The organism is Pseudomonas sp. LRP2-20, assembly GCF_024349685.1.
Classification (GTDB): domain Bacteria; phylum Pseudomonadota; class Gammaproteobacteria; order Pseudomonadales; family Pseudomonadaceae; genus Aquipseudomonas.
Map to the genome: position 1 here is coordinate 719,201 of NZ_AP025944.1, position 22,910 is coordinate 742,110.

The window sequence follows — 22,910 nt, forward strand, 5'->3', positions numbered from 1 at the left end:
TCAAGAACACCGCGATATTCTGTGGGAGCGGGCTTGCCCGCGAAGAAGGCGACGCCGATCTCTGTTAGGCTTGTCTGCTCAGAACTATAAGATTTCGCTATGCCGACGATCGGACATCCCCGTGCCATTCCTGCCTTGGACCAACTGCCAAGGCCTCTATATGCCCGCGCTGAAAGTCTGGGCGCCGGGTCCTGGACGACTCGCCATAGCCACGACTGGGTGCAGTTCTCCTACGCCATCAGCGGTGTTTTAGGGGTGTATACCGACGATGGCAGCTACTTCGCCCCGCCGCAGTGGGGGGTGTGGATACCGGCCGGTGCCGAACATGAAGTGGTCACCTCAGGGCAGGCCGAAATGCGCAGCCTGTACATCCGCCGGGATGCTTGCCTGTGGGCACCGGCGCAATGCCGGGTACTGGAAGTGACAGCGCTGGCGCGGGAATTGATCAAGCAGTTCTGCCTTTTCCCGGCTGAATATGCCGAGGGCGACAGTGTCGAGGGCCGCCTGGTGGCCGTGTTGCTCGATCAGTTGCGCACCTTGCCCGAGGTAGGGTTTTCTCTGCCGCTGCCGCGGCATCCGGGGCTGTTGGCATTGTGCAATGGGCTGATTGCCGAACCGGACCAGGTACAGACATTGCAGCAGTGGGCGGTGCAGTTGGGCTGCTCGGAAAAGACCTTGATGCGGCTGTTCCAGCGCGAGACCGGGTTGAGTTTTCGTAACTGGCGCCAGCGCATGCGACTGTTGTCGTCGCTGGCGTTGCTGGAGGCGGGGGACAGCGTGACCGAAGCGGCGTTGGGCTGTGGCTATGATTCAACTTCGGCCTACATCGCAGCCTTCAAGCAGTTGTTCGGGGCGACTCCTGGAGAATTGAAGCTCTGATGTTGCCTGTACCGGCCTCTTCGCGCCGAACCGCCGCGAAGAGGCCAGTACAGAAGGAGTCAGGTGCGGAAGCGGCGTACCAGCGAATCCAGTTCATTGGACAGCCCTGCCAGGCTCTCGGAGTCCTGACGCGCCGCCTGGGCCAGTTCCGCCACCAGCTGCGCATCGCCGTGAATCTGGCTGATATGGCGGTTGATGTCCTCTGCCACCTGGTGCTGCTCTTCTGCTGCCGTGGCGATCTGCGTGTTCATGTCGCGAATGATGTCCACCGACTCGCGAATCTGTCCAAAGCTGTCACGGGCCAGGCCGATGCGGCTGACCGACTGCTGCGACACTTCCAGGCTGGCATGCATCTGCTCGGCCACTTCGGCGGTGCGGTTGGCCAGGTTGCCCAGCAAGCCATCGATTTCGGCGGTGGAGTCGGCGGTGCGTTTGGCCAGGGCCCGCACCTCATCGGCCACCACGGCAAAGCCACGGCCCTGCTCACCGGCCCGGGCCGCTTCGATGGCCGCGTTCAGGGCCAGCAGGTTGGTCTGCTCGGCAATCGAGCGGATGGTGCCGAGGATCGACTGGATGGCGTTGCTGTCGCGCTCCAGCTGCTGGATCGACTGGGCCGACTGCTCGATTTCCTGGCTCAGGCGGTCGACGCTGCTGACTGCCGCGTCGATCTGTTGTTGGCCCTCACGGGCCTGTTGCTGGCCACTGTCGGCCGATTGCGCGGCCTGGCTGCAGGAGCGGGCGACTTCGTTGGCGGTGGCGACCATCTCGTGGAAGGCGGTGGAGACCATGTCCACGGCTTCACGCTGGCGCCCCGCCGCCTCGGCCATGTCGCTGGAGACCCGGGTGGAGCTGCTGGACGTGCTGAGGATCTTGCTGGCGGCCGAACCGATATGCTGGATCAGGCTGCGGATGGCGCCCAGGAACTGGTTGAACCAGTTGGCCAGTTGCGCGGTTTCGTCGCGGCCGCGCACGTCGAGGTTGCGGGTCAGGTCGCCTTCGCCCTGGGCAATGTCTTCCAGGCCACTGGTGACGCTGTTGATCGGGCGCACGATGAGTTTGGCGAAGGCCGTACCGACCACGGCGAACAGTGCCGCCAGCACCAGCGCGATGGCGCCGATCAGCCAGGTCAGGCGGGTGGTGGTCTGCATCACTTCACCTTGCTGGATCAGGCCGATGAAGGTCCAGCCCAGCTTCTCGTCAGGGTAGACGTTGGCCATGTAGCGCTCGCCGTTGATCTCGACCTCGACCAGACCCTTGCCGGCTTTGGCCAGTTCGGCATAGCCATCACCGAAGCTGGCCAGCTGCTTGAAGTTGTGGCTGGCGTCGCGTGGGTCGACCATCACGTTGCCGTTGTTTTCCACCAGCATCAGGTAGCCGCTTTCGCCCAGCTTGATCTGCTTGACGATCTCGGTCAGGCCCTTGAGCGACACGTCGATGTTGACCACGCCGCCTGGGCTGCCGAGCTGGTTGGCGACGGCGCGCACGGTGCTGATCAGCACAGCGTCGTCGGCGGCCCAGTAATAGGCGCCGGTGCGCACGGTCTTGCCGGGGTTGGCCATGGCCAGCTGATACCACGGGCGTGGGCGCGGGTCATAGTTGACGAACTTCTGCCCGGCCGGCCAGCCGACGTAGCCACCATCATTCACCCCGTAGGCCACGTAGGCATAGCCTGGATGAGTTTCTGCCAGCCGAGTGAAGAATTCCAGGAGTTGCTTGTCCTGATCGCCCAGCGCGTAGGACGGATTGGCGCTCATGAACTTGTTCAGGTTGTTGCCCGTGGCAGCCACCATCGGTTGGGAGGCCAGGTAGTCGACATTCTGGTCGATGCCCTGGAAGAAGATGTTCATCGCGTTGCTGACCTGGCGGATTTCCCGGCTGCTGCTGTCGAGGAAACCGTCACGAGCTTCGCCGCGCAGGTTGATCACCACCAAGGTGGCCACGAGGACGATGGGCAAGCCCGCGATGATCGCGAAGGCCCATGTCAGTTTCTGTTTGATGTTCATCGACGCTCCCGGAAATTATTTTTTTGCAGGCGAGGCAGGTAGCCACTACATCGGCAGCATCCGGGGGATTTTTAGCGAAAGTGCCCGTATTTATTGGGCGAGGTCGCATTTGACGACTATTCGGTCGGCTTTGGGCTAATATGGCATACCAAAAGGCGGTGGCGTGCTGATGAGCGCACGCCACGGGACATCAATGGCAGCATCCTGCGCCATTGGCCAGGTCTTTCAGAATCGGGCAATCCGGGCGGTCATCCCCCTGGCAGTGGGCAACCAGTTCACCGAGGGTGTCACGCAGACTCACCAGTTCCTCGATACGCCGATTCAACTCATCGATGTGCTGCGTGGCCAGCGCCTTGACGTCGGCACTGGCGCGTCCACGGTCTTGCCACAAGGTCAGCAGCTTGCCCACTTCTTCCAGGGAAAACCCGAGGTCACGGGAGCGCTTGATGAAGGCCAGGCTGTGCAAGTCCTCGGCCTGGTACAAGCGGTAGCCGCTATCGCTGCGGGTGGCTGGCTTGAGCAGGCCGATGGATTCGTAATAGCGGATCATCTTGGTGCTGAGCCCGCTGCGGCGGGCAGCCTGGCCTATGTTCATGGGGCCTCCTGCGAAGTGCTGGTGGGTTTCCAGGTCTTCAGCCACAGGGCATTGCTGACCACGCTGACGCTGGAAAGCGCCATGGCGGCGCCGGCCAGTACCGGGTTGAGATAGCCCAGTGCGGCCAGGGGAATGCCGATCAGGTTGTAGATGAAGGCCCAGAACAGATTCTGGCGGATTTTCGCATAGGTCTTGCGGCTGATTTCCAGCGCCGCGGGCACCAGCCTTGGGTCGCCGCGCATCAGGGTGATGCCGGCTGCCTGCATGGCCACGTCGGTGCCACCGCCCATGGCGATGCCGATGTCGGCGGCGGCCAGAGCCGGGGCATCGTTGATGCCGTCGCCGACCATCGCCACCACGCCGTCCTTTTTCAGGGCGGCCACGGTGGCGGCCTTGTCTGCGGGCAACACTTCGGCGTGCACGTCGTCGATACCGAGCGCATCGGCCACCACCTTGGCGCTGCCGCGGTTGTCGCCGGTCAGCAGGTGGCTGCTGATGTGGCGGGCGTGGAGGGCGGCAATCGCCTGCTCGGCGCCGGGCTTGAGGCTGTCACCAAAGGCGAACAGGCCGAGCACGCGGGGCGCAGCACCGCGTTCGATGAGCCACGACAGCGTGCGGCCTTCGGCTTCCCAGGCTTGAGCCTTGGCGGCCAGTTCACCGGGTTGCAGATTACTTTCGTCGAGCAGGCGGCGGTTGCCCAGCGCCAATTCGCGGCCTTCCACGCGCCCGGCAATGCCGCGGCCGGTAAGCGACTGGCTGTCAGTGACGGCGGGGACGTCCAAGCCCTGCTCGGCGCAGGCATCCAGCACGGCCTTGGCCAATGGGTGCTCGCTGCCGCGTTGCAGAGCGCCAGCAAGGCGATGCAGGTCGGCGCCGTCAGCGACCAGGGCCTGGCTGTGGACCACGCGTGGGCTGCCGGAGGTGAGGGTGCCGGTCTTGTCGAACACCACACGATTGACCGCATGGGCACGCTCCAGCGCTTCGGCGTCCTTGATCAGGATGCCGTGGCGGGCAGCGACACCGGTACCGGCCATGATCGCCGCTGGTGTGGCCAGGCCCAGTGCACAAGGGCAGGCGATCACCAGCACGGCCACTGCATTGATCAGCGCGGTTTCCAGCGGCGCACCGGCCAGCCACCAGCCAATCAAGGTGAGCAGTGCCAGCACCAGCACTGCGGGCACGAACACCTGGCTGACCCGGTCGACCAGTTTCTGGATAGGTGCCTTGGCGGCTTGTGCGTCTTCGACCAGGCGGATGATCCGGGCCAGCACGGTCTCGGTGCCCAGCGCCTGGGTACGCACCAGCAGCCGGCCTTCGCCGTTGATGGCACCGCCGGTGACGCTGTCGCCGGGCTGCTTGGGCACCGGCAGGCTCTCGCCGCTGATCAGCGCTTCATCGGCGTGGCTGCTGCCTTCTTCCACTGCGCCATCGACCGGGAAGCGTTCGCCGGGCTTGACCAGCACCAGGTCGCCGAGGCGCAATTGAGCGATCGCCACGTCCTCTTCGCGGCCGTCGATGACGCGCACGGCACGTTCCGGCCGCAGCGCTTCGAGGGCGCGGATGGCGCTGGCGGTCTGGCGCTTGGCCCGGCTTTCGAGGTATTTGCCCAGCAATACCAAGGCGATGACCACCGCCGAAGCCTCGAAGTAAAGATGGGGTGCCATGCCGGCCGGGGCCTTGGCCCACTGGTACAGGCTCAGGCCATAACCCGCGCTGGTGCCCAGGGCGACCAGCAGGTCCATGTTGCCGGCCCCGGCACGCACGGCTTTGTAGGCGGCTTTGTAGAAACGTGCGCCGAGAATGAATTGCACCGGGGTGGCCAGCGCGAACTGCACCCAGGCGGGGAGCATCCAGTGCAGGCCGAACGGCTGTACCAGCATCGGCAGCACCAAGGGCAGGGCCAGCAACAGCGCGGCAGCGACGGCCAGGCGCTCGTTGCGCAGGCGCCGTTGGGCATCTTGCTGATCATCCTTCACTGCTTGCGGCAGGCTGGCGCTGTAGCCGGCCTTTTCCACAGCGGCAATCAGCAGCGCGTCATCGAGTGCCTGCAGCACTTCAAGGTGGGCACGTTCGCTGGCCAGGTTGACGCTGACCTGTTCGACGCCCGGCAGCTTGCCTAGTGCGCGCTCGACACGTCCGACGCAACTGGCGCAAGTCATGCCGCCGATCTGCAGTTCGACGGTTCGGGTTGGCACGCCATAGCCGGCGTTGCGCACAGCTTCGACCAGGGCTGGCAAGCTGTCGGCCGGGGCCTGGACCCTGGCCTGTTCGGTGGCGAGGTTGACGCTGACCTGATCAGCGCCGCTAACTTTACGCAGGGCGCGCTCCACACGGCCGGCGCAACTGGCGCAGGTCATGCCGGAGATCGGCAGGTCGAACGTGGTAGATGTGGGCATGGCGCTCCTCCTTGGCAGGGCTTGAGCACCAGCATCAACCTTGCCACGCGGGGAAGGTCAATAGCCCAGGCCGGCTCGCTTCAATTCAAGGCCATTATGGCCCATGGCGATGCGGTATTTGGTGATCTGCCCCGCTTGCAGGTTGAGCCGGGTGCTGCGTTGGTCCTCGATGCCGGGGGCGCAGCCTGGCATTTGCCCAGGCAGCAGGCGCAGGCGTACGTCGATTGGGCCGGGCGGCAGGTTGAAGGACGTGGACTGTTCCTGGAAAACGCGGCCGGAGAGCTGATCGTTGAGGTACACGCCGATTTCGCAGCTGGTGGCCACTTCCAGGCGTTCCCGGGAAATGATCAGCACGCTGTAGTCCGAGTTGCCCTCGGCGCTGGCCGGTGGCACTGCGGCCAAGGCGGCCAACAGCCCGACAACACCCACTGCTGTCCTGAACATGAAGAATCTCCTGCTTGCACAAATCGTCAAAGGCGCAGCTTGGCCGAGGTCCGCGCGGATTTCCAGCCCGGCCGTTTCACGCAGAACTTGACCTTGCCCCGATGGCAAGCTTGAAACTGCGTAAAACCCTGAAGGAGGCAGTACCCATGCAAGTGTTCAATGTTCAAGGCATGACTTGTGGCCATTGTGTGAAAGCAGTGACTCGCGCGGTACAGGAGCAGGATGCGCAGGCCAAGGTGGAAGTCGACCTGGCTGGCAAGCAGGTGCGGGTACAAAGCTCGCTGGCTGTCGAGCAGGTGCTGGCGGCTATTCGTGAGGAAGGCTACCAGGCAGAAGCGGTGTAGAAGCCCCCTTTTGTGGCGATCGGGCCGCAAGGCGGCCCCTGGATATCAGCCGTGATCGGTAAGTGGCGGGGGCCGCTTTGCGGCCTGATCGCGACACAAGGCCGCTCCTGCAGGTAGACTTGGCGGCTTGCTTAGCCTGCTATGGATTCCTGATGAACCTGCGAATGGTGCTCATCCTGGGCGCATTGAGTGCGTTCGGGCCCCTGGCGATCGACTTCTACCTGCCCGCCTTCCCGGCCATGGCGCAGGCGTTCGCCACCGATGAAAAACATGTACAGGCCACCCTGGCGGCCTATTTCCTTGGTCTGTCGATTGGCCAGCTGGCCTACGGGCCGGTGGCTGACCGTTTTGGTCGGCGCAAGCCGCTGCTGTTCGGCGTGGCGCTGTTCACCTTGGCTTCGCTGGCTTGTGCCTACGCCCCCAACCTAGACACCTTGATCGTGGCGCGCTTTGTCCAGGCACTGGGCGGTTGCGCCGGCATGGTGTTGTCGCGGGCCATTGTCAGCGACAAGTGCGACCCGGTGGCATCGGCCAAGGTGTTTTCGCAGTTGATGCTGGTGATGGGCCTGGCACCGATCCTTGCGCCAATGCTGGGCGGGGTTCTGGTGAACCTGGCCGGATGGCAGTCAATTTTCCTGGCGCTGAGCCTGTTCAGTGCTGCCAGCCTGCTGGCGGTAAGCCTGGGCCTGCCAGAGAGCCTGCCGGCGCATATGCCGCGCCAGCCGTTGTCAGGTGCATTGCGCCAGTACCTGCGGTTGTTGGCTGATCGAGTGTTCATTGGCCATGCCTTGACCGGTGGTATCGCCATTGCCGGGATGTTTGCCTACATCGCTGGTTCGCCTTTCGTATTCATCAAGCTCTATGGCGTACCCGCGGAACACTATGGCTGGCTGTTCGGGACCAACGCGGCCGGCTTCATCCTGGTAGCCCAGGTCAACGCGCGCCTGCTGGCCAAGCGAGGCCCGGCCTTCCTGTTGGTGCGGGCGGTCTGGCTCTACCTGGCAGCGGGGCTGGTACTGCTCGCGGTGGCAGCCATGCGCCCGGCGCAGTTGTGGCCGTTGCTGGTGCCGCTGTTCGTTTGCATTGCCAGCCTGGGTTGCATCATCCCCAACGCCTCGGCCTGCGCCATGAGCGGCCAGGGCGCGCGGGCGGGCAGCGCGTCTGCACTGATGGGCTGCCTGCAGTTCAGCGTCGCAGCCGGTGCGGCGTCGCTGGTCGGGGTGCTGCATGACGGCAGTGCAGTGCCCATGGCCTTGGTGATCAGCCTGTGCGGGGCGCTGGTGGTCAGTGTCGCGCTGTTGACCCGGCGTTTGCAGGCCAAGCGTCCAGCATGAGTGGGTGAGGTGCCTGCAGGCGGGTTTCCAGGGTGGCAACGAAGGCGCGTGCTTCTGCCTCGCTGCGGAAACTCACCACATGCTGGTCGAGCCTTACCTGCCACGGGCAGTTGGGGTTGCGGTTCGACGCACTGACGACAATTTTCATCGTGGCATACCTCCGATTGGGGGAGAGCGGGTCAAGTGTAGCGCTGCAATCACCTGGCGCCATGCCTTGAATGGGTGTCCTGACTGGCGGTCAAGGCACCCATTGCCAATGGCCGGTCCTGTGATTCCAGTGGGTATGCCAGAATTGCTGCGGAAGCTTCGCTTTGATTTGCGCTACTTAAGGAAGCGCGCTGTCAGCACAGTCGCTCCCCGCTCTGGGCCATCCTTCCTCATGCCTTGTATTTTCCCTTCTGCTCCACGTTGTGGCGATTTGCGCACGTCGATGACTCGCGCCAGGGTTGCCCCACCCAACCTTGGATGAGCCTGCCGGAGCACGTGCAGGGCTGCCGGGAAGGGCCCGGGTGCGGCTTATACTTGCGCCTGGACAGTTTGCTGGGGGGCGATCAGCGTAGCCAAGGCTGGCCTCTGGAAAACAGACGTGATCATGCGGGGAGATACAGGGACATGAATGCAGTCAGCAGTATCAGTCAGATTGCCGGCCTGATGGCCGACCCCAAGCGCAGCGCGATGTTATGGGCGCTAATCGATGGCATACCGCGACCGACCGATGAACTGGCGATGATGGCCGGGCTGACCTCGTCTTCGGCCTGCGCTCACCTGTCGTTGCTGTCTTCGGCCGGCCTGCTCAGGCTTGAAGCGCGCGGGCGCAAACGCTACTTCAGGCTCGCGACACCACAGGTGGGCGTAGCCGTCGAAGCGTTGGCCAGTGTCCAGCTGGCGTCGGAGAAGGGGGCGCGCACAGAGGCACTGCAATTGCCGATGTCGATGCGCAGGGCGCGTCGCTGTGGCGATCACCTGGGGGGCGAGCTGGCAGGTGAGCTGTATCACCGGCTGGTGGTGGCGGGCTGGCTGGAGGGCAGTGAGCGAGAGCTGATGGTCAGCGAGGAGGGGCGAACGCAACTGGCCGCCATTGGCGTCTACATAGACGCGCTGGCATCGCGCAAGCAGCGCTGTGTGATCTGCCATTGCAATGAGTGGAGCGACCAAGGGCCACACTTGGGTGGCAGCCTTGGCCAGGCATTGCTCAAACTGTTTCTGCAGTCTGGCTGGATACGCGAGTCTGAGAGCTCGCGGGTTCTACAGATTTCCGCCGAAGGTGTGCAGCAGATCAACCGCATAGCCCGCGTGATGACGTTGCAACTGGGTTAGCCGCAACGGCTTCTGGTGCTCAGACCAGGCGTGCATCCAGGCTGTTCTGTGCCAGCCGGCGGGCTTGGTCTTCGGTCATGCCCAGGTGGGTGTGCAAGGCGTGGAAGTTCTCGGTGACGTAGCCACCGAAGTAGGCCGGGTCGTCCGAGTTCACCGTCACCTTCACGCCACGTTCGAGCATGTCGAGGATGTTGTGCTGGCTCATGTGGTCGAACACGCAAAGCTTGGTGTTCGACAACGGGCAGACGGTGAGCGGGATCTGCTCGTCGATGATGCGCTGCATCAGGCGTTCGTCTTCGATGGCGCGCACGCCGTGGTCGATGCGCTTGATCTTCAGCAGGTCGAGGGCTTCCCAGATGTACTCGGGTGGGCCTTCCTCACCAGCGTGGGCCACCGCTACGAAGCCTTCGCTGCGGGCGCGGTCGAACACGCGCTGGAACTTGCTCGGCGGGTGGCCCATTTCCGAGCTGTCCAGGCCGACGGCGATGAACGCGTCGCGGAAGGGCAGGGCCTGGTCGAGGGTCTTCTGCGCTTCGTCTTCGCTGAGGTGGCGCAGGAAGCTCAGGATCAGGCCGCTGCTGATGCCCAGTTGCTCGCGACCGTCCTTCAGTGCCTGGTTGATGCCATTGAGCACGACCTCGAACGGGATGCCGCGGTCGGTGTGGGTCTGCGGATCGAAGAACGGTTCGGTGTGGATGACATTCTGCGCCTTGCAGCGCTGCAGGTAGGCCCAGGTCAGGTCGTAGAAGTCCTGCTCGGTGCGCAGCACGTCCGCGCCCTGGTAATACAGGTCGAGGAATTCCTGCAGGTTGTTGAAGGCGTAGGCGCTGCGCAGGGTTTCCACGTCGTTCCATGGCAGGGCAATCTTGTTGCGTTCGGCCAGGGCGAACAGCAATTCGGGTTCCAGTGAACCTTCAAGGTGCAGGTGCAGTTCTGCCTTGGGCAGGGCATTCAGCCAGTCATACATAAGGGGGATGTCTCAAATCAGGTACGGTTGCCGCCATTCTACAGGGCCTGGCCGAGCATTGCGCCCGGCCGGTCGGTATTCACTTCACCAGGTGAGTGACTCGCCTTTGTAGTTGATGAAGCGCAGGCCACCGCGGCCGCTTTGCGCCTTGATCTGTTCGAGCATGCCACGGGTACTGGTGAGCACGTCGATTTCGGCGTTTTCGCCGCCCATGTCGGTCTTCACCCAGCCCGGATGCATGGCCAGTACGCACAGGTCGGGGCGTTGGAGTTCGACCACGAAGCTGTTGATCATCGAATTGAGCGCGGCCTTGCTGGCCTTGTACAGGCAGATCTCGCCACCGTCGGGGACGGTTACGCTGCCAAGGATCGAGCTCATGAACGCCAACACGCCGCTGCCTTCGCGCACTTGGCCGGCCAGGCGGCGGGCAACTCGGATCGGGGCTACGGCGTTGGTCATGAACAGGTCGCCAATGGCCTGGGTGCTGACGGTTTCCAGGTCTTGCGGGAGAGGGCCCATGACCCCGGCGTTGACGAACACCAGGTCGAACACCTCACCTTGCAGGCGTTGCTTGAGCCCGTCGAGCTGGGCGGTGTCGTTCATTTCCAGTTGTTCGATGCGGACTCCCGCTACATCGGCAAGGGCGCCGGGCTGCTGGGGATTGCGCACGGTGGCTGTGATGTTCCAGCCGTCTTCGTGCAGGCGTTGTACCAGGCCCAGGCCGAGGCCACGGGAAGCACCGATGATGAGGGCGTTTTTCGAGCTAGCCATGTGAGCGCTCCTTGTTCGGTTGAAGGGAAAGGCTTTGAGCATAATGCAGACCGCACACGTCTGCTGATTCTGAGTCTGAATAAAAAATGATCAGCAGCTTGGGGCCGTGGGCGAGCGGGGGCTTGGCCGGTTGGCTAACGGGTTATCCACAGCGTCGTCCACAGTAAATGTGAGCAAGCGCAACGACAGGGGTTGTGTAATGCGCCTGACACACTGGGGATAAGTATTGAGGGTTCAGTCGTTTACGGCTGTCATCAAATAGTGATCAAAATATGCTCAATGCCCTGCAGGCCTTGCCGGGCCTGGGCTGTAAAGGAGTGCCCCAAGCTTATCCACAGGCCGGCCCACAGCAGATGTGGGCAAGTTTCAGCAGGCTTCGAGGATGATTCGGCCGCGGCTCAGGTCGGCCAGTTGCTGTTGCAGGGCGGGTTGATGTTCGGCGCCCACGGCAATATGCAGGTCGACACCATTGGCGGTGAACTGCTCGTCGAGCACCAGGCCATCCACCTCGGCCAGGCGCAGTTTCACCAGTGCCAGTTCGCTGAAAGAGCAGCTGCAGTTGTATTCGCTGCGTTGAATCAGCAGGCGTTTCGGCGCCTGTTGCAGGCATTTGTTGGCACCTCCGCCATAGGCGCGAGCCAGCCCACCGGTGCCCAGCTGGATACCGCCGTACCAGCGAATCACCAGCACCACCACCTGGTCGCAGTCCTGGGCTTCGATGGCCGCAAGGATCGGCCGCCCGGCGGTACCGCCCGGCTCGCCATCGTCATTGCTGCGGTATTGCCCGCCGATCTTCCAGGCCCAGCAATTGTGGGTGGCGGCCAGGTCGCTGTGGCGTTCGATGAAGCTCATCGCCTCGGCGGCACTGTTGATCGGGCCGGCGAGGGTGATGAAGCGGCTCTTGCGGATTTCCTCGCGAAATTCGCAGAGGTCGAGCAGGGTAGAAGGCATAGATGAACGTCAGGCAGCCGGCTTGATGCCGCACCCCTTGAGTATGATGTGGATAAGGTTGTTGCTGGCATCTTCCATGTCTTGCTTGGTCAGGCGGCTGCGGCCGGTGACCTGGCAGATCTGGGTGGCGAAGTCGGCATAGTGCTGGGTGCTGCCCCAGAGCAGGAAGATCAGGTGCACCGGGTCGACCGGGTCCATCTTGCCGGCCTCGATCCAGGCCTGGAACACGGCGGCGCGGCCGCGGAACCATTCGCGGTAATCGGCGCTGAAATACTCGGTCAGGCAGGTGCCGCCGCTGATCACTTCCATCGCGAAGATCCGCGAAGCCTGCGGGTTGCGCCGGGAGAACTCCATCTTGGTGCGGATGTAGTGGCTCAGCGCTTCGCCCGGGTCATCCTCGACGCTCAGGGCGTTGAAGGTGCTGTCCCACAGCTCGATGATGTTGCTCAGCACGGCGATGTACAGGCCGAGCTTGTTGGTGAAGTAGTAATGCAGGTTGGCCTTGGGCAAGCCGGCTTTCAGCGCGATGGTGTTCATGCTGGTGCCTTTGAACCCATGGCGGGCGAATTCGTCTTCGGCGGCCTGGATGATGGCCTGCTCGTTCTTCTGGCGGATGCGGCCGGCGGGCTTGCCCGAGGCGGCGAGGCGATGCGCAGGGACTTCTAGGGTCATGGACGATTCCGGACAGGTCTGTGGCAACGAATGTCGGACAAGATTACCTGCCTGTGCTGGCGTGACAAGCCTTAGCGTCAGAAGCGGGCATCAGCGTGTCGCAGCCAGGCTTTCCAGGAAGCTTTCCAGCACCAGGTTCGGCCGCCGTCCCTTGCGCGTGACCCAGCTCAGGCTCAGGTCATAGAAGCGTTGCGCCGGTTTGAGTGCACGCAGGCGACCTTGCTGGACCCAGAACGCAGCGTAATGGTCGGGCAGGTAGCCGATGTAGCGCCCGGTGAGGATCAGGAACGCCATGCCTTCGCGGTCCGAGGCACTGGCGGTGCAGTTGAGCGCCTGGTAGTGCGCCTGGATTTCCGCGGGCAGGCGGAAGGTCGGCGCGATCGCTTCCTGGCTGTTGAGGCGGTCATCGTCGATCTGCTGGTTGTCGGCGTAAAACAGCGGGTGGCCCACCGCGCAGTAGAGTTGTGAGCGTTCGCTGTACAGCGGTTGGTACTCCAGGCCGGACAGCGGGCTGGTCTGCGGTACCACGCCGACGTGCAGGCTGCCGTCCAGTACCCCTTGCTCGACCTGGCTGGGGGCAATCATGCGGATCTGGATGCGCACATCCGGGCCGCGGTCCTTGAGCTCGGCCAGGGCATGGGTGATGCGCATGTGCGGCAGGGTGACCAGGTTGTCGGTCAGGCCGATGTTGAGCTCGCCGCGCAAATGCTGGTGCAGGCCGTTGACTTCGGTACGAAAGGTTTCCAGCGCACTGAGCAACTGCAGGGCCGAGTGATAGACCTCGCGGCCTTCCTCGGTCAGCGAGAAACCGGCACGGCCGCGCTGGCACAGGCGCAAACCCAAGCGCTGTTCGAGGTCGTTCATCTGCTGGCTGATGGCCGAGCGGCCGATCCCCAGTACGTTCTCCGCAGCCGAAAAGCCGCCGCACTCAACGACGCTTCGGTAGATTTTCAGCAGGCGGATGTCGAAATCGCTCACTTGCGCGAGAGGGTCGGGGCGTCGGCTCATAAGTTTAGTCTTGCGCTATCTGAAGATTAGAAATGTAGGCTTTTTCAGACTTTATCCGCGTGCGAATTTAGCCGCAACAACATCCATCGTTGCCTAGTCGTCTTCCGAGGAACCGCCGATGAACATGCCCGAAACCGCTCCCGCCGGTATCGCCAGCCAGCTGAAGCTGGATGCCCACTGGATGCCCTACACCGCCAACCGTAACTTCCAGCGCGACCCGCGGCTGATCGTGGCGGCCGAAGGCAACTACCTGGTCGATGACAAGGGGCGCAAGATCTTCGACGCCCTCTCTGGCCTGTGGACCTGTGGCGCCGGGCATACCCGCAAGGAAATCACCGAAGCGGTCGCGCGCCAGGTCGGCACCCTCGATTATTCCCCGGCGTTCCAGTTCGGCCACCCGCTGTCGTTCCAGCTGGCCGAGAAGATCACCGAGTTGACCCCAGGCGACCTGAATCACGTCTTCTATACCAACTCCGGCTCCGAGTGCTGCGACACCGCGCTGAAGATGGTGCGTGCCTACTGGCGCCTGAAGGGCCAGGCCACCAAGACCAAGATCATTGGCCGTGCCCGTGGTTACCACGGGGTGAACATTGCCGGTACCAGCCTGGGGGGCGTCAACGGTAACCGCAAGATGTTCGGCCAGCTGCTGGACGTCGACCACCTGCCTCACACCGTGCTGCCGGTGAACGCCTTCTCCAAGGGCTTGCCGGAAGAGGGCGGTATCGCCCTGGCAGATGAAATGCTCAAGTTGATCGAGCTGCACGATGCGTCGAACATCGCAGCGGTGATCGTCGAGCCGCTTGCCGGCTCCGCCGGTGTGCTGCCGCCGCCGAAGGGTTACTTGAAGCGCCTGCGTGAAATCTGCACCCAGCACAACATCCTGCTGATCTTCGATGAAGTGATCACCGGCTTCGGCCGCATGGGCGCCATGACCGGTTCCGAGGCCTTTGGCGTCACCCCGGATTTGATGTGCATCGCCAAGCAGGTCACCAACGGTGCCATCCCGATGGGTGCGGTCATCGCCACCAGCGAGATCTACCAGACCTTCATGAACCAGCCGACCCCGGAATATGCTGTGGAATTCCCTCACGGCTATACCTACTCGGCTCACCCTGTGGCCTGCGCCGCCGGTATCGCCGCGCTCGACTTGCTGCAGAAGGAAAGCCTGGTGCAGTCGGCTGCCGAACTGGCGCCGCACTTCGAGAAGCTGCTGCACGGCGTCAAGGGCACCAAGAACATCGTCGACATTCGTAACTACGGCCTGGCCGGCGCGATACAGATCGCTGCCCGCGACGGTGATGCCATCGTGCGTCCTTACGAAGCAGCCATGAAGCTGTGGCAAGCCGGCTTCTATGTGCGCTTCGGTGGCGACACCCTGCAGTTCGGCCCAACCTTCAATACCCAGCCGCAGGAACTCGACCGCCTGTTCGACGCGGTGGGTGAAGCCCTGAACCAGGTCGACTGATCTTTCCGATTTTGACGTAAGGTGCGTGAGCCAATCACGCGCCTGCCTCAGCCTTCTTTATCTGGAGTTTTGCATGAGCATTGTTCAGCACCTGATTCACGGCGAACTGGTTACCAAGGGTGAGCGCACCGCCGATGTCTTCAACCCCTCCACCGGCCAAGCGGTACGCAAGGTCGAACTGGCCAGCCGCGCGACCGTGCAGCAAGCCATCGATTCGGCCAAGGCTGCCTTCCCGGCCTGGCGCAACACCCCGCCTGCCAAGCGTGCCCAGGTGATGTTCCGCTTCAAGCAGTTGCTGGAGCAGAACGAAGCCCGTATCTCGCAGATGATCAGCGAAGAGCACGGCAAGACCCTGGAAGACGCGGCCGGTGAACTGAAGCGTGGCATCGAGAACGTCGAGTTCGCCTGCGCGGCGCCGGAAGTGCTCAAAGGCGAGTACAGCCGCAACGTCGGCCCGAACATCGACGCCTGGTCCGACTTCCAGCCACTGGGCGTGGTCGCCGGCATCACCCCGTTCAACTTCCCGGCCATGGTGCCGCTGTGGATGTATCCCCTGGCCATCGCCTGTGGCAACGCCTTCATCCTCAAACCATCCGAGCGTGACCCGAGTTCCACCCTGTTCATCGCCCAGTTGCTGCTGGAGGCTGGCCTGCCGAAGGGCATCCTCAATGTGGTGCATGGTGACAAGGAAGCGGTCGATGCGCTGATCGAAGCACCGGAAGTGAAAGCCCTGAGCTTCGTCGGTTCGACCCCGATCGCCGAATACATCTATGCCGAAGGCACCAAGCGCGGCAAGCGCGTGCAGGCCCTGGGCGGCGCGAAGAACCACGCGGTGCTGATGCCCGATGCGGACCTGGACAACGCGGTCAGCGCGCTGATGGGCGCCGCCTACGGTTCGTGCGGCGAGCGTTGCATGGCTATTTCGGTGGCGGTATGCGTGGGCGACCAGGTTGCCGATGCGCTGATCGCCAAGCTGGAGCCGCAGATCAAGGCGCTGAAGATTGGCGCTGGCACGTCGTGCGGCCTGGACATGGGCCCACTGGTGACTGCTGCTGCCCGGGACAAGGTTGTCGGTTACATCGACGATGGCGTTGCCGCTGGCGCCAAACTGGTGGTGGATGGCCGTGGTTTCCGTGTTGCGGGTAATGAAGATGGCTACTTCGTCGGTGGCACGCTGTTCGACAACGTGACCCCGGAAATGCGCATCTATAAAGAAGAGATCTTCGGCCCAGTGCTGTGCGTGGTGCGCGTGAACAGCCTGGAGCAGGCCATGCAGCTGATCAACGATCACGAGTACGGCAACGGTACTTGCATCTTCACCCGAGACGGTGAAGCGGCGCGCCTGTTCTGCGATGAGATCGAAGTGGGCATGGTCGGTGTCAACGTGCCGCTGCCGGTGCCGGTTGCCTATCATAGCTTCGGTGGCTGGAAGCGTTCGCTGTTTGGTGATTTGCATGCCTATGGCCCGGACGGGGTGCGCTTCTATACCCGTCGCAAGGCAATTACTCAGCGCTGGCCGCAGCGGGCCAGCCATGAGGCATCGCAGTTTGCGTTCCCTAGCTTGTAAGGGATGAGATGAAGCGGGGAGGCCGAGAGGCCTCCCCGCTTTGCTTTTGGGGTGGGGCTGGTGGGGGCTTGTCTTGAGGCTGAATTGGTTTTGAGGGGGGCCTGCCTTTAGTTGTCTGGCGCCTATGCGATCGAGCGCCGCCCGCGCGGCGCATCGCGAGCTTTGCTCGCTCCTACGTTTGTTTCGGGCCAGTAACGCCTGTGACAGGCGCGCGCGACCGCCTTGTTGGTACGACGCGATAGCGTGCCATGCGCCAAGACGTTCGCGCGCAAATCCCCCAGGAAAAATTGGCCCGAAACAAACGTAGGAGCGAGCGCAGCTCGCGATGCGCCGCGCGGGCGGCGCTCGATCGCATAGGCGCTGAATGCGTCGTGGCGGGCACTTGGCAGCCTTGATACGGTCTTTTTCGCTTATATTTCACTTTATTGAAATTAAAGGTTGACGCCCTTCCGAATCCCCTTATAATGCGCCCCACTTCCAGCGACAACGGAACGACAAACTCCTTGAAATTCAACGAGTTAAACGATTCGGAAGGTGCTGAAAGGGCTTCGATCAAATGATCGATAGCGGTTGAGATGAAGGTTGACAGCGGTTTTAAACGCTGTATTATTCGCCTCCCGCTACGAGCGATCGCAGCGAGTCAAGTGTTTGAAGTTAAACGAGTTTCTCGCAAAAAACTTCAAAATAAACGCTTGACAGCAAATGAGGAAGGCGTAGAATGCGCGCCTCGGTTGAGACGAAAAGCTCTTAACCAAACGCTCTTTAACAAATCGAATCAAGCAATTCGTGTGGGTGCTTGTGAGTACGGACTGATAGTCACAAAGATTATCAGCATCACAAGTGGCCATGCGAGAAATCACATAGTCATTTGAGATTGCTGAGCCAAGTTTAGGGTTTCTTAAAAACCCAAGCAGTATTGAACTGAAGAGTTTGATCATGGCTCAGATTGAACGCTGGCGGCAGGCCTAACACATGCAAGTCGAGCGGATGACGGGAGCTTGCTCCTTGATTCAGCGGCGGACGGGTGAGTAATGCCTAGGAATCTGCCTGGTAGTGGGGGACAACGTTTCGAAAGGAACGCTAATACCGCATACGTCCTACGGGAGAAAGCAGGGGACCTTCGGGCCTTGCGCTATCAGATGAGCCTAGGTCGGATTAGCTAGTTGGTGGGGTAATGGCTCACCAAGGCGACGATCCGTAACTGGTCTGAGAGGATGATCAGTCACACTGGAACTGAGACACGGTCCAGACTCCTACGGGAGGCAGCAGTGGGGAATATTGGACAATGGGCGAAAGCCTGATCCAGCCATGCCGCGTGTGTGAAGAAGGTCTTCGGATTGTAAAGCACTTTAAGTTGGGAGGAAGGGCAGTAAGTTAATACCTTGCTGTTTTGACGTTACCGACAGAATAAGCACCGGCTAACTCTGTGCCAGCAGCCGCGGTAATACAGAGGGTGCAAGCGTTAATCGGAATTACTGGGCGTAAAGCGCGCGTAGGTGGTTTGTTAAGTTGGATGTGAAAGCCCCGGGCTCAACCTGGGAACTGCATCCAAAACTGGCAAGCTAGAGTACGGTAGAGGGTGGTGGAATTTCCTGTGTAGCGGTGAAATGCGTAGATATAGGAAGGAACACCAGTGGCGAAGGCGACCACCTGGACTGATACTGACACTGAGGTGCGAAAGCGTGGGGAGCAAACAGGATTAGATACCCTGGTAGTCCACGCCGTAAACGATGTCAACTAGCCGTTGGAATCCTTGAGATTTTAGTGGCGCAGCTAACGCATTAAGTTGACCGCCTGGGGAGTACGGCCGCAAGGTTAAAACTCAAATGAATTGACGGGGGCCCGCACAAGCGGTGGAGCATGTGGTTTAATTCGAAGCAACGCGAAGAACCTTACCAGGCCTTGACATGCAGAGAACTTTCCAGAGATGGATTGGTGCCTTCGGGAACTCTGACACAGGTGCTGCATGGCTGTCGTCAGCTCGTGTCGTGAGATGTTGGGTTAAGTCCCGTAACGAGCGCAACCCTTGTCCTTAGTTACCAGCACGTTATGGTGGGCACTCTAAGGAGACTGCCGGTGACAAACCGGAGGAAGGTGGGGATGACGTCAAGTCATCATGGCCCTTACGGCCTGGGCTACACACGTGCTACAATGGTCGGTACAGAGGGTTGCCAAGCCGCGAGGTGGAGCTAATCTCACAAAACCGATCGTAGTCCGGATCGCAGTCTGCAACTCGACTGCGTGAAGTCGGAATCGCTAGTAATCGCGAATCAGAATGTCGCGGTGAATACGTTCCCGGGCCTTGTACACACCGCCCGTCACACCATGGGAGTGGGTTGCACCAGAAGTAGCTAGTCTAACCTTCGGGAGGACGGTTACCACGGTGTGATTCATGACTGGGGTGAAGTCGTAACAAGGTAGCCGTAGGGGAACCTGCGGCTGGATCACCTCCTTAATCGACGACATCAGCCTGCTGATGAGCTCCCACACGAATTGCTTGATTCATTGTAAAAGACGATGCTGTAACGCGACCCTGTTATAGGTCTGTAGCTCAGTTGGTTAGAGCGCACCCCTGATAAGGGTGAGGTCGGCAGTTCAAATCTGCCCAGACCTACCATTACATGGTTCAGCCGTAGAATACGGGGCCATAGCTCAGCTGGGAGAGCGCCTGCCTTGCACGCAGGAGGTCAGCGGTTCGATCCCGCTTGGCTCCACCACTTTCGCGGTACGCAGTCACTGCTCAGAACTTAGAAATGAACATTCAGTTCGAATGTTGATTTCTGACTTTTGTCAGATCGTTCTTTAAAAATTCGGATATGTGATAGATATAGACTGAACACCAGTTTCACTGCTGGTGGATCAGGCTAAGGTAAAATTTGTGAGTTCTGCTCAGCAATGAGCAACATGCGAATTTTCGGCGAATGTCGTCTTCACAGTATAACCAGATTGCTTGGGGTTATATGGTCAAGTGAAGAAGCGCATACGGTGGATGCCTTGGCAGTCAGAGGCGATGAAAGACGTGGTAGCCTGCGATAAGCTTTGGGGAGTCGGCAAACAGACTGTGATCCAGAGATCTCTGAATGGGGGAACCCACTCAGCATAAGCTGAGTATCTTGTACTGAATACATAGGTGCAAGAGGCGAACCAGGGGAACTGAAACATCTAAGTACCCTGAGGAAAAGAAATCAACCGAGATTCCCTTAGTAGTGGCGAGCGAACGGGGACCAGCCCTTAAGTTGATTTGAGATTAGTGGAACGCTCTGGAAAGTGCGGCCATAGTGGGTGATAGCCCCGTACACGAAAATCTCTTGTCAATGAAATCGAGTAGGACGGAGCACGAGAAACTTTGTCTGAACATGGGGGGACCATCCTCCAAGGCTAAATACTACTGACTGACCGATAGTGAACCAGTACCGTGAGGGAAAGGCGAAAAGAACCCCGGAGAGGGGAGTGAAATAGAACCTGAAACCGTATGCGTACAAGCAGTGGGAGCCTACTTTGTTAGGTGACTGCGTACCTTTTGTATAATGGGTCAGCGACTTATATTCAGTGGCGAGCTTAACCGAATAGGGGAGGCGTAGCGAAAGCGAGTCTTAATAGGGCGTTTAGTCGCTGGGTATAGACCCGAAACCGGGCGATCTATCCATGGGCAGGTTGAAGGTTAGGTAACACTGACTGGAGGACCGAACCGACTACCGTTGAAAAGTTAGCGGATGACCTGTGGATCGGAGTGAAAGGCTAATCAAGCTCGGAGATAGCTGGTTCTCCTCGAAAGCTATTTAGGTAGCGCCTCATGTATCACTGTAGGGGGTAGAGCACTGTTTCGGCTAGGGGGTCATCCCGACTTACCAAACCGATGCAAACTCCGAATACCTACAAGTGCCGAGCATGGGAGACACACGGCGGGTGCTAACGTCCGTCGTGAAAAGGGAAACAACCCAGACCGTCAGCTAAGGTCCCAAAGTCATGGTTAAGTGGGAAACGATGTGGGAAGGCTTAGACAGCTAGGAGGTTGGCTTAGAAGCAGCCATCCTTTAAAGAAAGCGTAATAGCTCACTAGTCGAGTCGGCCTGCGCGGAAGATGTAACGGGGCTCAAACCATGCACCGAAGCTACGGGTATCACCTTTGGTGATGCGGTAGAGGAGCGTTCTGTAAGCCTGTGAAGGTGAGTTGAGAAGCTTGCTGGAGGTATCAGAAGTGCGAATGCTGACATGAGTAACGACAATGCGAGTGAAAAACTCGCACGCCGAAAGACCAAGGTTTCCTGCGCAACGTTAATCGACGCAGGGTTAGTCGGTCCCTAAGGCGAGGCTGAAAAGCGTAGTCGATGGAAAACAGGTTAATATTCCTGTACTTCCAGTTATTGCGATGGAGGGACGGAGAAGGCTAGGCCAGCTTGGCGTTGGTTGTCCAAGTTTAAGGTGGTAGGCTGAGATCTTAGGCAAATCCGGGATCTCAAGGCCGAGAGCTGATGACGAGTGCTCTTTAGAGCGCGAAGTGGTTGATGCCATGCTTCCAAGAAAAGCTCCTAAGCTTCAGATAACTGGGAACCGTACCCCAAACCGACACAGGTGGTTAGGTAGAGAATACCAAGGCGCTTGAGAGAACTCGGGTGAAGGAACTAGGCAAAATGGCACCGTAACTTCGGGAGAAGGTGCGCCGGCGAGGGTGAAGGACTTGCTCCGTAAGCCCATGCCGGTCGAAGATACCAGGCCGCTGCGACTGTTTATTAAAAACACAGCACTCTGCAAACACGAAAGTGGACGTATAGGGTGTGACGCCTGCCCGGTGCCGGAAGGTTAATTGATGGGGTTAGCGCAAGCGAAGCTCTTGATCGAAGCCCCGGTAAACGGCGGCCGTAACTATAACGGTCCTAAGGTAGCGAAATTCCTTGTCGGGTAAGTTCCGACCTGCACGAATGGCGTAACGATGGCGGCGCTGTCTCCACCCGAGACTCAGTGAAATTGAAATCGCTGTGAAGATGCAGTGTATCCGCGGCTAGACGGAAAGACCCCGTGAACCTTTACTATAGCTTTGCACTGGACTTTGAATTTGCTTGTGTAGGATAGGTGGGAGGCTTTGAAGTGGGGACGCCAGTTCTCATGGAGCCATCCTTGAAATACCACCCTGGCAACTTTGAGGTTCTAACTCAGGTCCGTTATCCGGATCGAGGACAGTGTATGGTGGGTAGTTTGACTGGGGCGGTCTCCTCCCAAAGAGTAACGGAGGAGTACGAAGGTGCGCTCAGACCGGTCGGAAATCGGTCGTAGAGTATAAAGGCAAAAGCGCGCTTGACTGCGAGACAAACACGTCGAGCAGGTACGAAAGTAGGTCTTAGTGATCCGGTGGTTCTGTATGGAAGGGCCATCGCTCAACGGATAAAAGGTACTCCGGGGATAACAGGCTGATACCGCCCAAGAGTTCATATCGACGGCGGTGTTTGGCACCTCGATGTCGGCTCATCACATCCTGGGGCTGAAGCCGGTCCCAAGGGTATGGCTGTTCGCCATTTAAAGTGGTACGCGAGCTGGGTTTAGAACGTCGTGAGACAGTTCGGTCCCTATCTGCCGTGGACGTTTGAGATTTGAGAGGGGCTGCTCCTAGTACGAGAGGACCGGAGTGGACGAACCTCTGGTGTTCCGGTTGTCACGCCAGTGGCATTGCCGGGTAGCTATGTTCGGAAGAGATAACCGCTGAAAGCATCTAAGCGGGAAACTTGCCTCAAGATGAGATCTCACTGGGATCTTGAATCCCCTAAAGGGCCGTCGAAGACTACGACGTTGATAGGTTGGGTGTGTAAGCGCTGTGAGGCGTTGAGCTAACCAATACTAATTGCCCGTGAGGCTTGACCATATAACACCCAAGCAATTTGCTAGCGCAGATTGCGGTGGTGAAGACGAAACGAACCGAAAGTTCGCAGCAACATCACAAATATCGCATATCCGAATTCGCTGGGCTGTCCAACGGGACATTCTGGCTACAGAATTTCTTGACGACCATAGAGCATTGGAACCACCTGATCCCATCCCGAACTCAGTAGTGAAACGATGCATCGCCGATGGTAGTGTGGGGTTTCCCCATGTGAGAGTAGGTCATCGTCAAGATTCATTTCGCAAAACCCCTATCTGCACATGCAGGTAGGGGTTTTGTCTTTCTGGCTCCATGGCAGGCGTTAGTCGTCTCCCACATTTCCAGC

At 60.1% G+C, this 22,910-nt stretch carries 16 protein-coding genes, 2 tRNA genes, 3 rRNA genes and 1 pseudogene; 11 read left to right on the forward strand and 11 right to left on the reverse strand.

Annotation, left to right across the window (positions count from 1 at the left end; all coding sequences use genetic code 11):
- Window positions 1-99: 99 nt before the first annotated feature.
- Window positions 100-879, forward strand: a complete 780-nt coding sequence (locus OCX61_RS03015; protein WP_261942556.1) for an AraC family transcriptional regulator — start codon at window positions 100-102, stop codon at window positions 877-879.
- A 59-nt stretch (window positions 880-938) separates the two neighbouring features.
- Here OCX61_RS03015 and OCX61_RS27280 read toward each other — a convergent pair whose 3' ends face one another.
- The 5 genes and pseudogenes from OCX61_RS27280 to OCX61_RS03035 form a co-directional block, all read right to left on the reverse strand.
- Window positions 939-1,706, reverse strand: a complete 768-nt coding sequence (locus OCX61_RS27280) for a methyl-accepting chemotaxis protein (protein ID WP_410011111.1) — start codon at window positions 1,704-1,706, stop codon at window positions 939-941.
- Window positions 1,707-1,844: 138 nt separating this feature from the next.
- Window positions 1,845-2,882, reverse strand: a pseudogene (locus OCX61_RS27285) (cache domain-containing protein); the annotation flags it as partial.
- A 190-nt stretch (window positions 2,883-3,072) separates the two neighbouring features.
- On the reverse strand, window positions 3,073-3,477 hold the full coding sequence (gene cueR / locus OCX61_RS03025; RefSeq protein WP_261942558.1) for a Cu(I)-responsive transcriptional regulator: 405 nt from the start codon (window positions 3,475-3,477) through the stop codon (window positions 3,073-3,075).
- Window positions 3,474-5,873 carry a heavy metal translocating P-type ATPase gene (locus tag OCX61_RS03030; protein ID WP_261942559.1) on the reverse strand — a complete coding sequence of 800 codons (2,400 nt, stop codon included), beginning with the start codon at window positions 5,871-5,873 and terminating at the stop codon, window positions 3,474-3,476. The genes cueR and OCX61_RS03030 overlap by 4 nt, the downstream gene beginning before the upstream one ends.
- A gap of 57 nt (window positions 5,874-5,930) precedes the next feature.
- Complete coding sequence (locus OCX61_RS03035; RefSeq protein ID WP_103445800.1) at window positions 5,931-6,317, reverse strand: hypothetical protein; 387 nt, start codon at window positions 6,315-6,317, stop codon at window positions 5,931-5,933.
- 146 nt (window positions 6,318-6,463) lie between these two features.
- On the opposite strand from OCX61_RS03035, the gene OCX61_RS03040 reads away from it, so the two are divergent.
- Together OCX61_RS03040 and OCX61_RS03045 are read left to right on the forward strand one after the other, a co-directional pair.
- On the forward strand, window positions 6,464-6,661 hold the full coding sequence (locus tag OCX61_RS03040; RefSeq protein ID WP_261942560.1) for a heavy-metal-associated domain-containing protein: 198 nt from the start codon (window positions 6,464-6,466) through the stop codon (window positions 6,659-6,661).
- 152 nt (window positions 6,662-6,813) lie between these two features.
- Window positions 6,814-7,995 (forward strand): multidrug effflux MFS transporter, encoded by a 1,182-nt coding sequence (locus OCX61_RS03045; protein WP_261942561.1) that lies wholly within the window; start codon window positions 6,814-6,816, stop codon window positions 7,993-7,995.
- Here the strand turns inward: OCX61_RS03045 and OCX61_RS03050 are convergent.
- Window positions 7,946-8,143 carry a hypothetical protein gene (locus OCX61_RS03050; protein ID WP_082432304.1) on the reverse strand — a complete coding sequence of 66 codons (198 nt, stop codon included), beginning with the start codon at window positions 8,141-8,143 and terminating at the stop codon, window positions 7,946-7,948. The two genes, OCX61_RS03045 and OCX61_RS03050, sit on opposite strands and share 50 nt — an antisense overlap.
- A 464-nt stretch (window positions 8,144-8,607) precedes the next feature.
- Here OCX61_RS03050 and OCX61_RS03055 point away from each other — a divergent pair, with 464 nt between their 5' ends.
- Complete coding sequence (locus tag OCX61_RS03055) at window positions 8,608-9,312, forward strand: ArsR/SmtB family transcription factor (protein WP_261942562.1); 705 nt, start codon at window positions 8,608-8,610, stop codon at window positions 9,310-9,312.
- Window positions 9,313-9,331: 19 nt separating this feature from the next.
- Here OCX61_RS03055 and OCX61_RS03060 read toward each other — a convergent pair whose 3' ends face one another.
- From OCX61_RS03060 to OCX61_RS03080, 5 genes are all read right to left on the reverse strand, one after another.
- Complete coding sequence (locus OCX61_RS03060; RefSeq protein WP_027920845.1) at window positions 9,332-10,279, reverse strand: adenosine deaminase; 948 nt, start codon at window positions 10,277-10,279, stop codon at window positions 9,332-9,334.
- Window positions 10,280-10,363: 84 nt separating this feature from the next.
- Window positions 10,364-11,050: an SDR family oxidoreductase gene (locus tag OCX61_RS03065; RefSeq protein ID WP_261942563.1), complete on the reverse strand. Its 687-nt coding sequence runs from the start codon at window positions 11,048-11,050 to the stop codon at window positions 10,364-10,366.
- Window positions 11,051-11,416: 366 nt separating this feature from the next.
- A complete protein-coding gene (locus tag OCX61_RS03070; RefSeq protein ID WP_261942564.1) occupies window positions 11,417-12,001 on the reverse strand; it encodes an IMPACT family protein in 585 nt (194 codons plus the stop codon).
- A 9-nt stretch (window positions 12,002-12,010) separates the two neighbouring features.
- Window positions 12,011-12,673 (reverse strand): TetR/AcrR family transcriptional regulator, encoded by a 663-nt coding sequence (locus OCX61_RS03075; protein WP_085676861.1) that lies wholly within the window; start codon window positions 12,671-12,673, stop codon window positions 12,011-12,013.
- A gap of 90 nt (window positions 12,674-12,763) precedes the next feature.
- Window positions 12,764-13,681: a LysR family transcriptional regulator gene (locus OCX61_RS03080; protein ID WP_186604094.1), complete on the reverse strand. Its 918-nt coding sequence runs from the start codon at window positions 13,679-13,681 to the stop codon at window positions 12,764-12,766.
- 118 nt (window positions 13,682-13,799) lie between these two features.
- On the opposite strand from OCX61_RS03080, the gene aptA reads away from it, so the two are divergent.
- From aptA to rrf, 7 genes are all read left to right on the forward strand, one after another.
- Window positions 13,800-15,146 carry an omega-aminotransferase AptA gene (gene aptA / locus OCX61_RS03085; protein ID WP_261942565.1) on the forward strand — a complete coding sequence of 449 codons (1,347 nt, stop codon included), beginning with the start codon at window positions 13,800-13,802 and terminating at the stop codon, window positions 15,144-15,146.
- A gap of 73 nt (window positions 15,147-15,219) precedes the next feature.
- Window positions 15,220-16,713, forward strand: a complete 1,494-nt coding sequence (locus OCX61_RS03090; RefSeq protein WP_261942566.1) for a CoA-acylating methylmalonate-semialdehyde dehydrogenase — start codon at window positions 15,220-15,222, stop codon at window positions 16,711-16,713.
- Window positions 16,714-17,631: 918 nt separating this feature from the next.
- Window positions 17,632-19,168 (forward strand): 16S ribosomal RNA (locus OCX61_RS03095).
- A gap of 85 nt (window positions 19,169-19,253) precedes the next feature.
- Window positions 19,254-19,330: transfer RNA gene (locus OCX61_RS03100), tRNA-Ile, on the forward strand.
- 24 nt (window positions 19,331-19,354) lie between these two features.
- A tRNA-Ala gene (locus OCX61_RS03105) sits at window positions 19,355-19,430 on the forward strand.
- Between the two features lie 245 nt (window positions 19,431-19,675).
- Window positions 19,676-22,567: ribosomal RNA gene (locus OCX61_RS03110) — 23S ribosomal RNA — on the forward strand.
- Window positions 22,568-22,702: 135 nt separating this feature from the next.
- Window positions 22,703-22,818: ribosomal RNA gene (gene rrf / locus OCX61_RS03115) — 5S ribosomal RNA — on the forward strand.
- Together the 16S, 23S and 5S rRNA genes with 2 tRNA genes alongside form the textbook arrangement of a ribosomal RNA operon.
- The last annotated feature ends 92 nt before the right edge of the window (window positions 22,819-22,910 follow it).

Excerpts from the sequence above, each read along its gene's own strand:
- OCX61_RS03015 (WP_261942556.1), top strand. The coding sequence starts at position 100 with ATGCCGACGATCGGACATCCCCGTGCCATTCCTGCCTTGGACCAACTG.
- OCX61_RS27280 (WP_410011111.1), bottom strand. The coding sequence starts at position 1,706 with ATGGCCGAGGCGGCGGGGCGCCAGCGTGAAGCCGTGGACATGGTCTCC.
- cueR (WP_261942558.1), bottom strand. The coding sequence starts at position 3,477 with ATGAACATAGGCCAGGCTGCCCGCCGCAGCGGGCTCAGCACCAAGATG.
- OCX61_RS03030 (WP_261942559.1), bottom strand. The coding sequence starts at position 5,873 with ATGCCCACATCTACCACGTTCGACCTGCCGATCTCCGGCATGACCTGC.
- OCX61_RS03035 (WP_103445800.1), bottom strand. The coding sequence starts at position 6,317 with ATGTTCAGGACAGCAGTGGGTGTTGTCGGGCTGTTGGCCGCCTTGGCC.
- OCX61_RS03040 (WP_261942560.1), top strand. The coding sequence starts at position 6,464 with ATGCAAGTGTTCAATGTTCAAGGCATGACTTGTGGCCATTGTGTGAAA.
- OCX61_RS03045 (WP_261942561.1), top strand. The coding sequence starts at position 6,814 with ATGAACCTGCGAATGGTGCTCATCCTGGGCGCATTGAGTGCGTTCGGG.
- OCX61_RS03050 (WP_082432304.1), bottom strand. The coding sequence starts at position 8,143 with ATGAAAATTGTCGTCAGTGCGTCGAACCGCAACCCCAACTGCCCGTGG.
- OCX61_RS03055 (WP_261942562.1), top strand. The coding sequence starts at position 8,608 with ATGAATGCAGTCAGCAGTATCAGTCAGATTGCCGGCCTGATGGCCGAC.
- OCX61_RS03060 (WP_027920845.1), bottom strand. The coding sequence starts at position 10,279 with ATGTATGACTGGCTGAATGCCCTGCCCAAGGCAGAACTGCACCTGCAC.
- OCX61_RS03065 (WP_261942563.1), bottom strand. The coding sequence starts at position 11,050 with ATGGCTAGCTCGAAAAACGCCCTCATCATCGGTGCTTCCCGTGGCCTC.
- OCX61_RS03070 (WP_261942564.1), bottom strand. The coding sequence starts at position 12,001 with ATGCCTTCTACCCTGCTCGACCTCTGCGAATTTCGCGAGGAAATCCGC.
- OCX61_RS03075 (WP_085676861.1), bottom strand. The coding sequence starts at position 12,673 with ATGACCCTAGAAGTCCCTGCGCATCGCCTCGCCGCCTCGGGCAAGCCC.
- OCX61_RS03080 (WP_186604094.1), bottom strand. The coding sequence starts at position 13,681 with ATGAGCCGACGCCCCGACCCTCTCGCGCAAGTGAGCGATTTCGACATC.
- aptA (WP_261942565.1), top strand. The coding sequence starts at position 13,800 with ATGAACATGCCCGAAACCGCTCCCGCCGGTATCGCCAGCCAGCTGAAG.
- OCX61_RS03090 (WP_261942566.1), top strand. The coding sequence starts at position 15,220 with ATGAGCATTGTTCAGCACCTGATTCACGGCGAACTGGTTACCAAGGGT.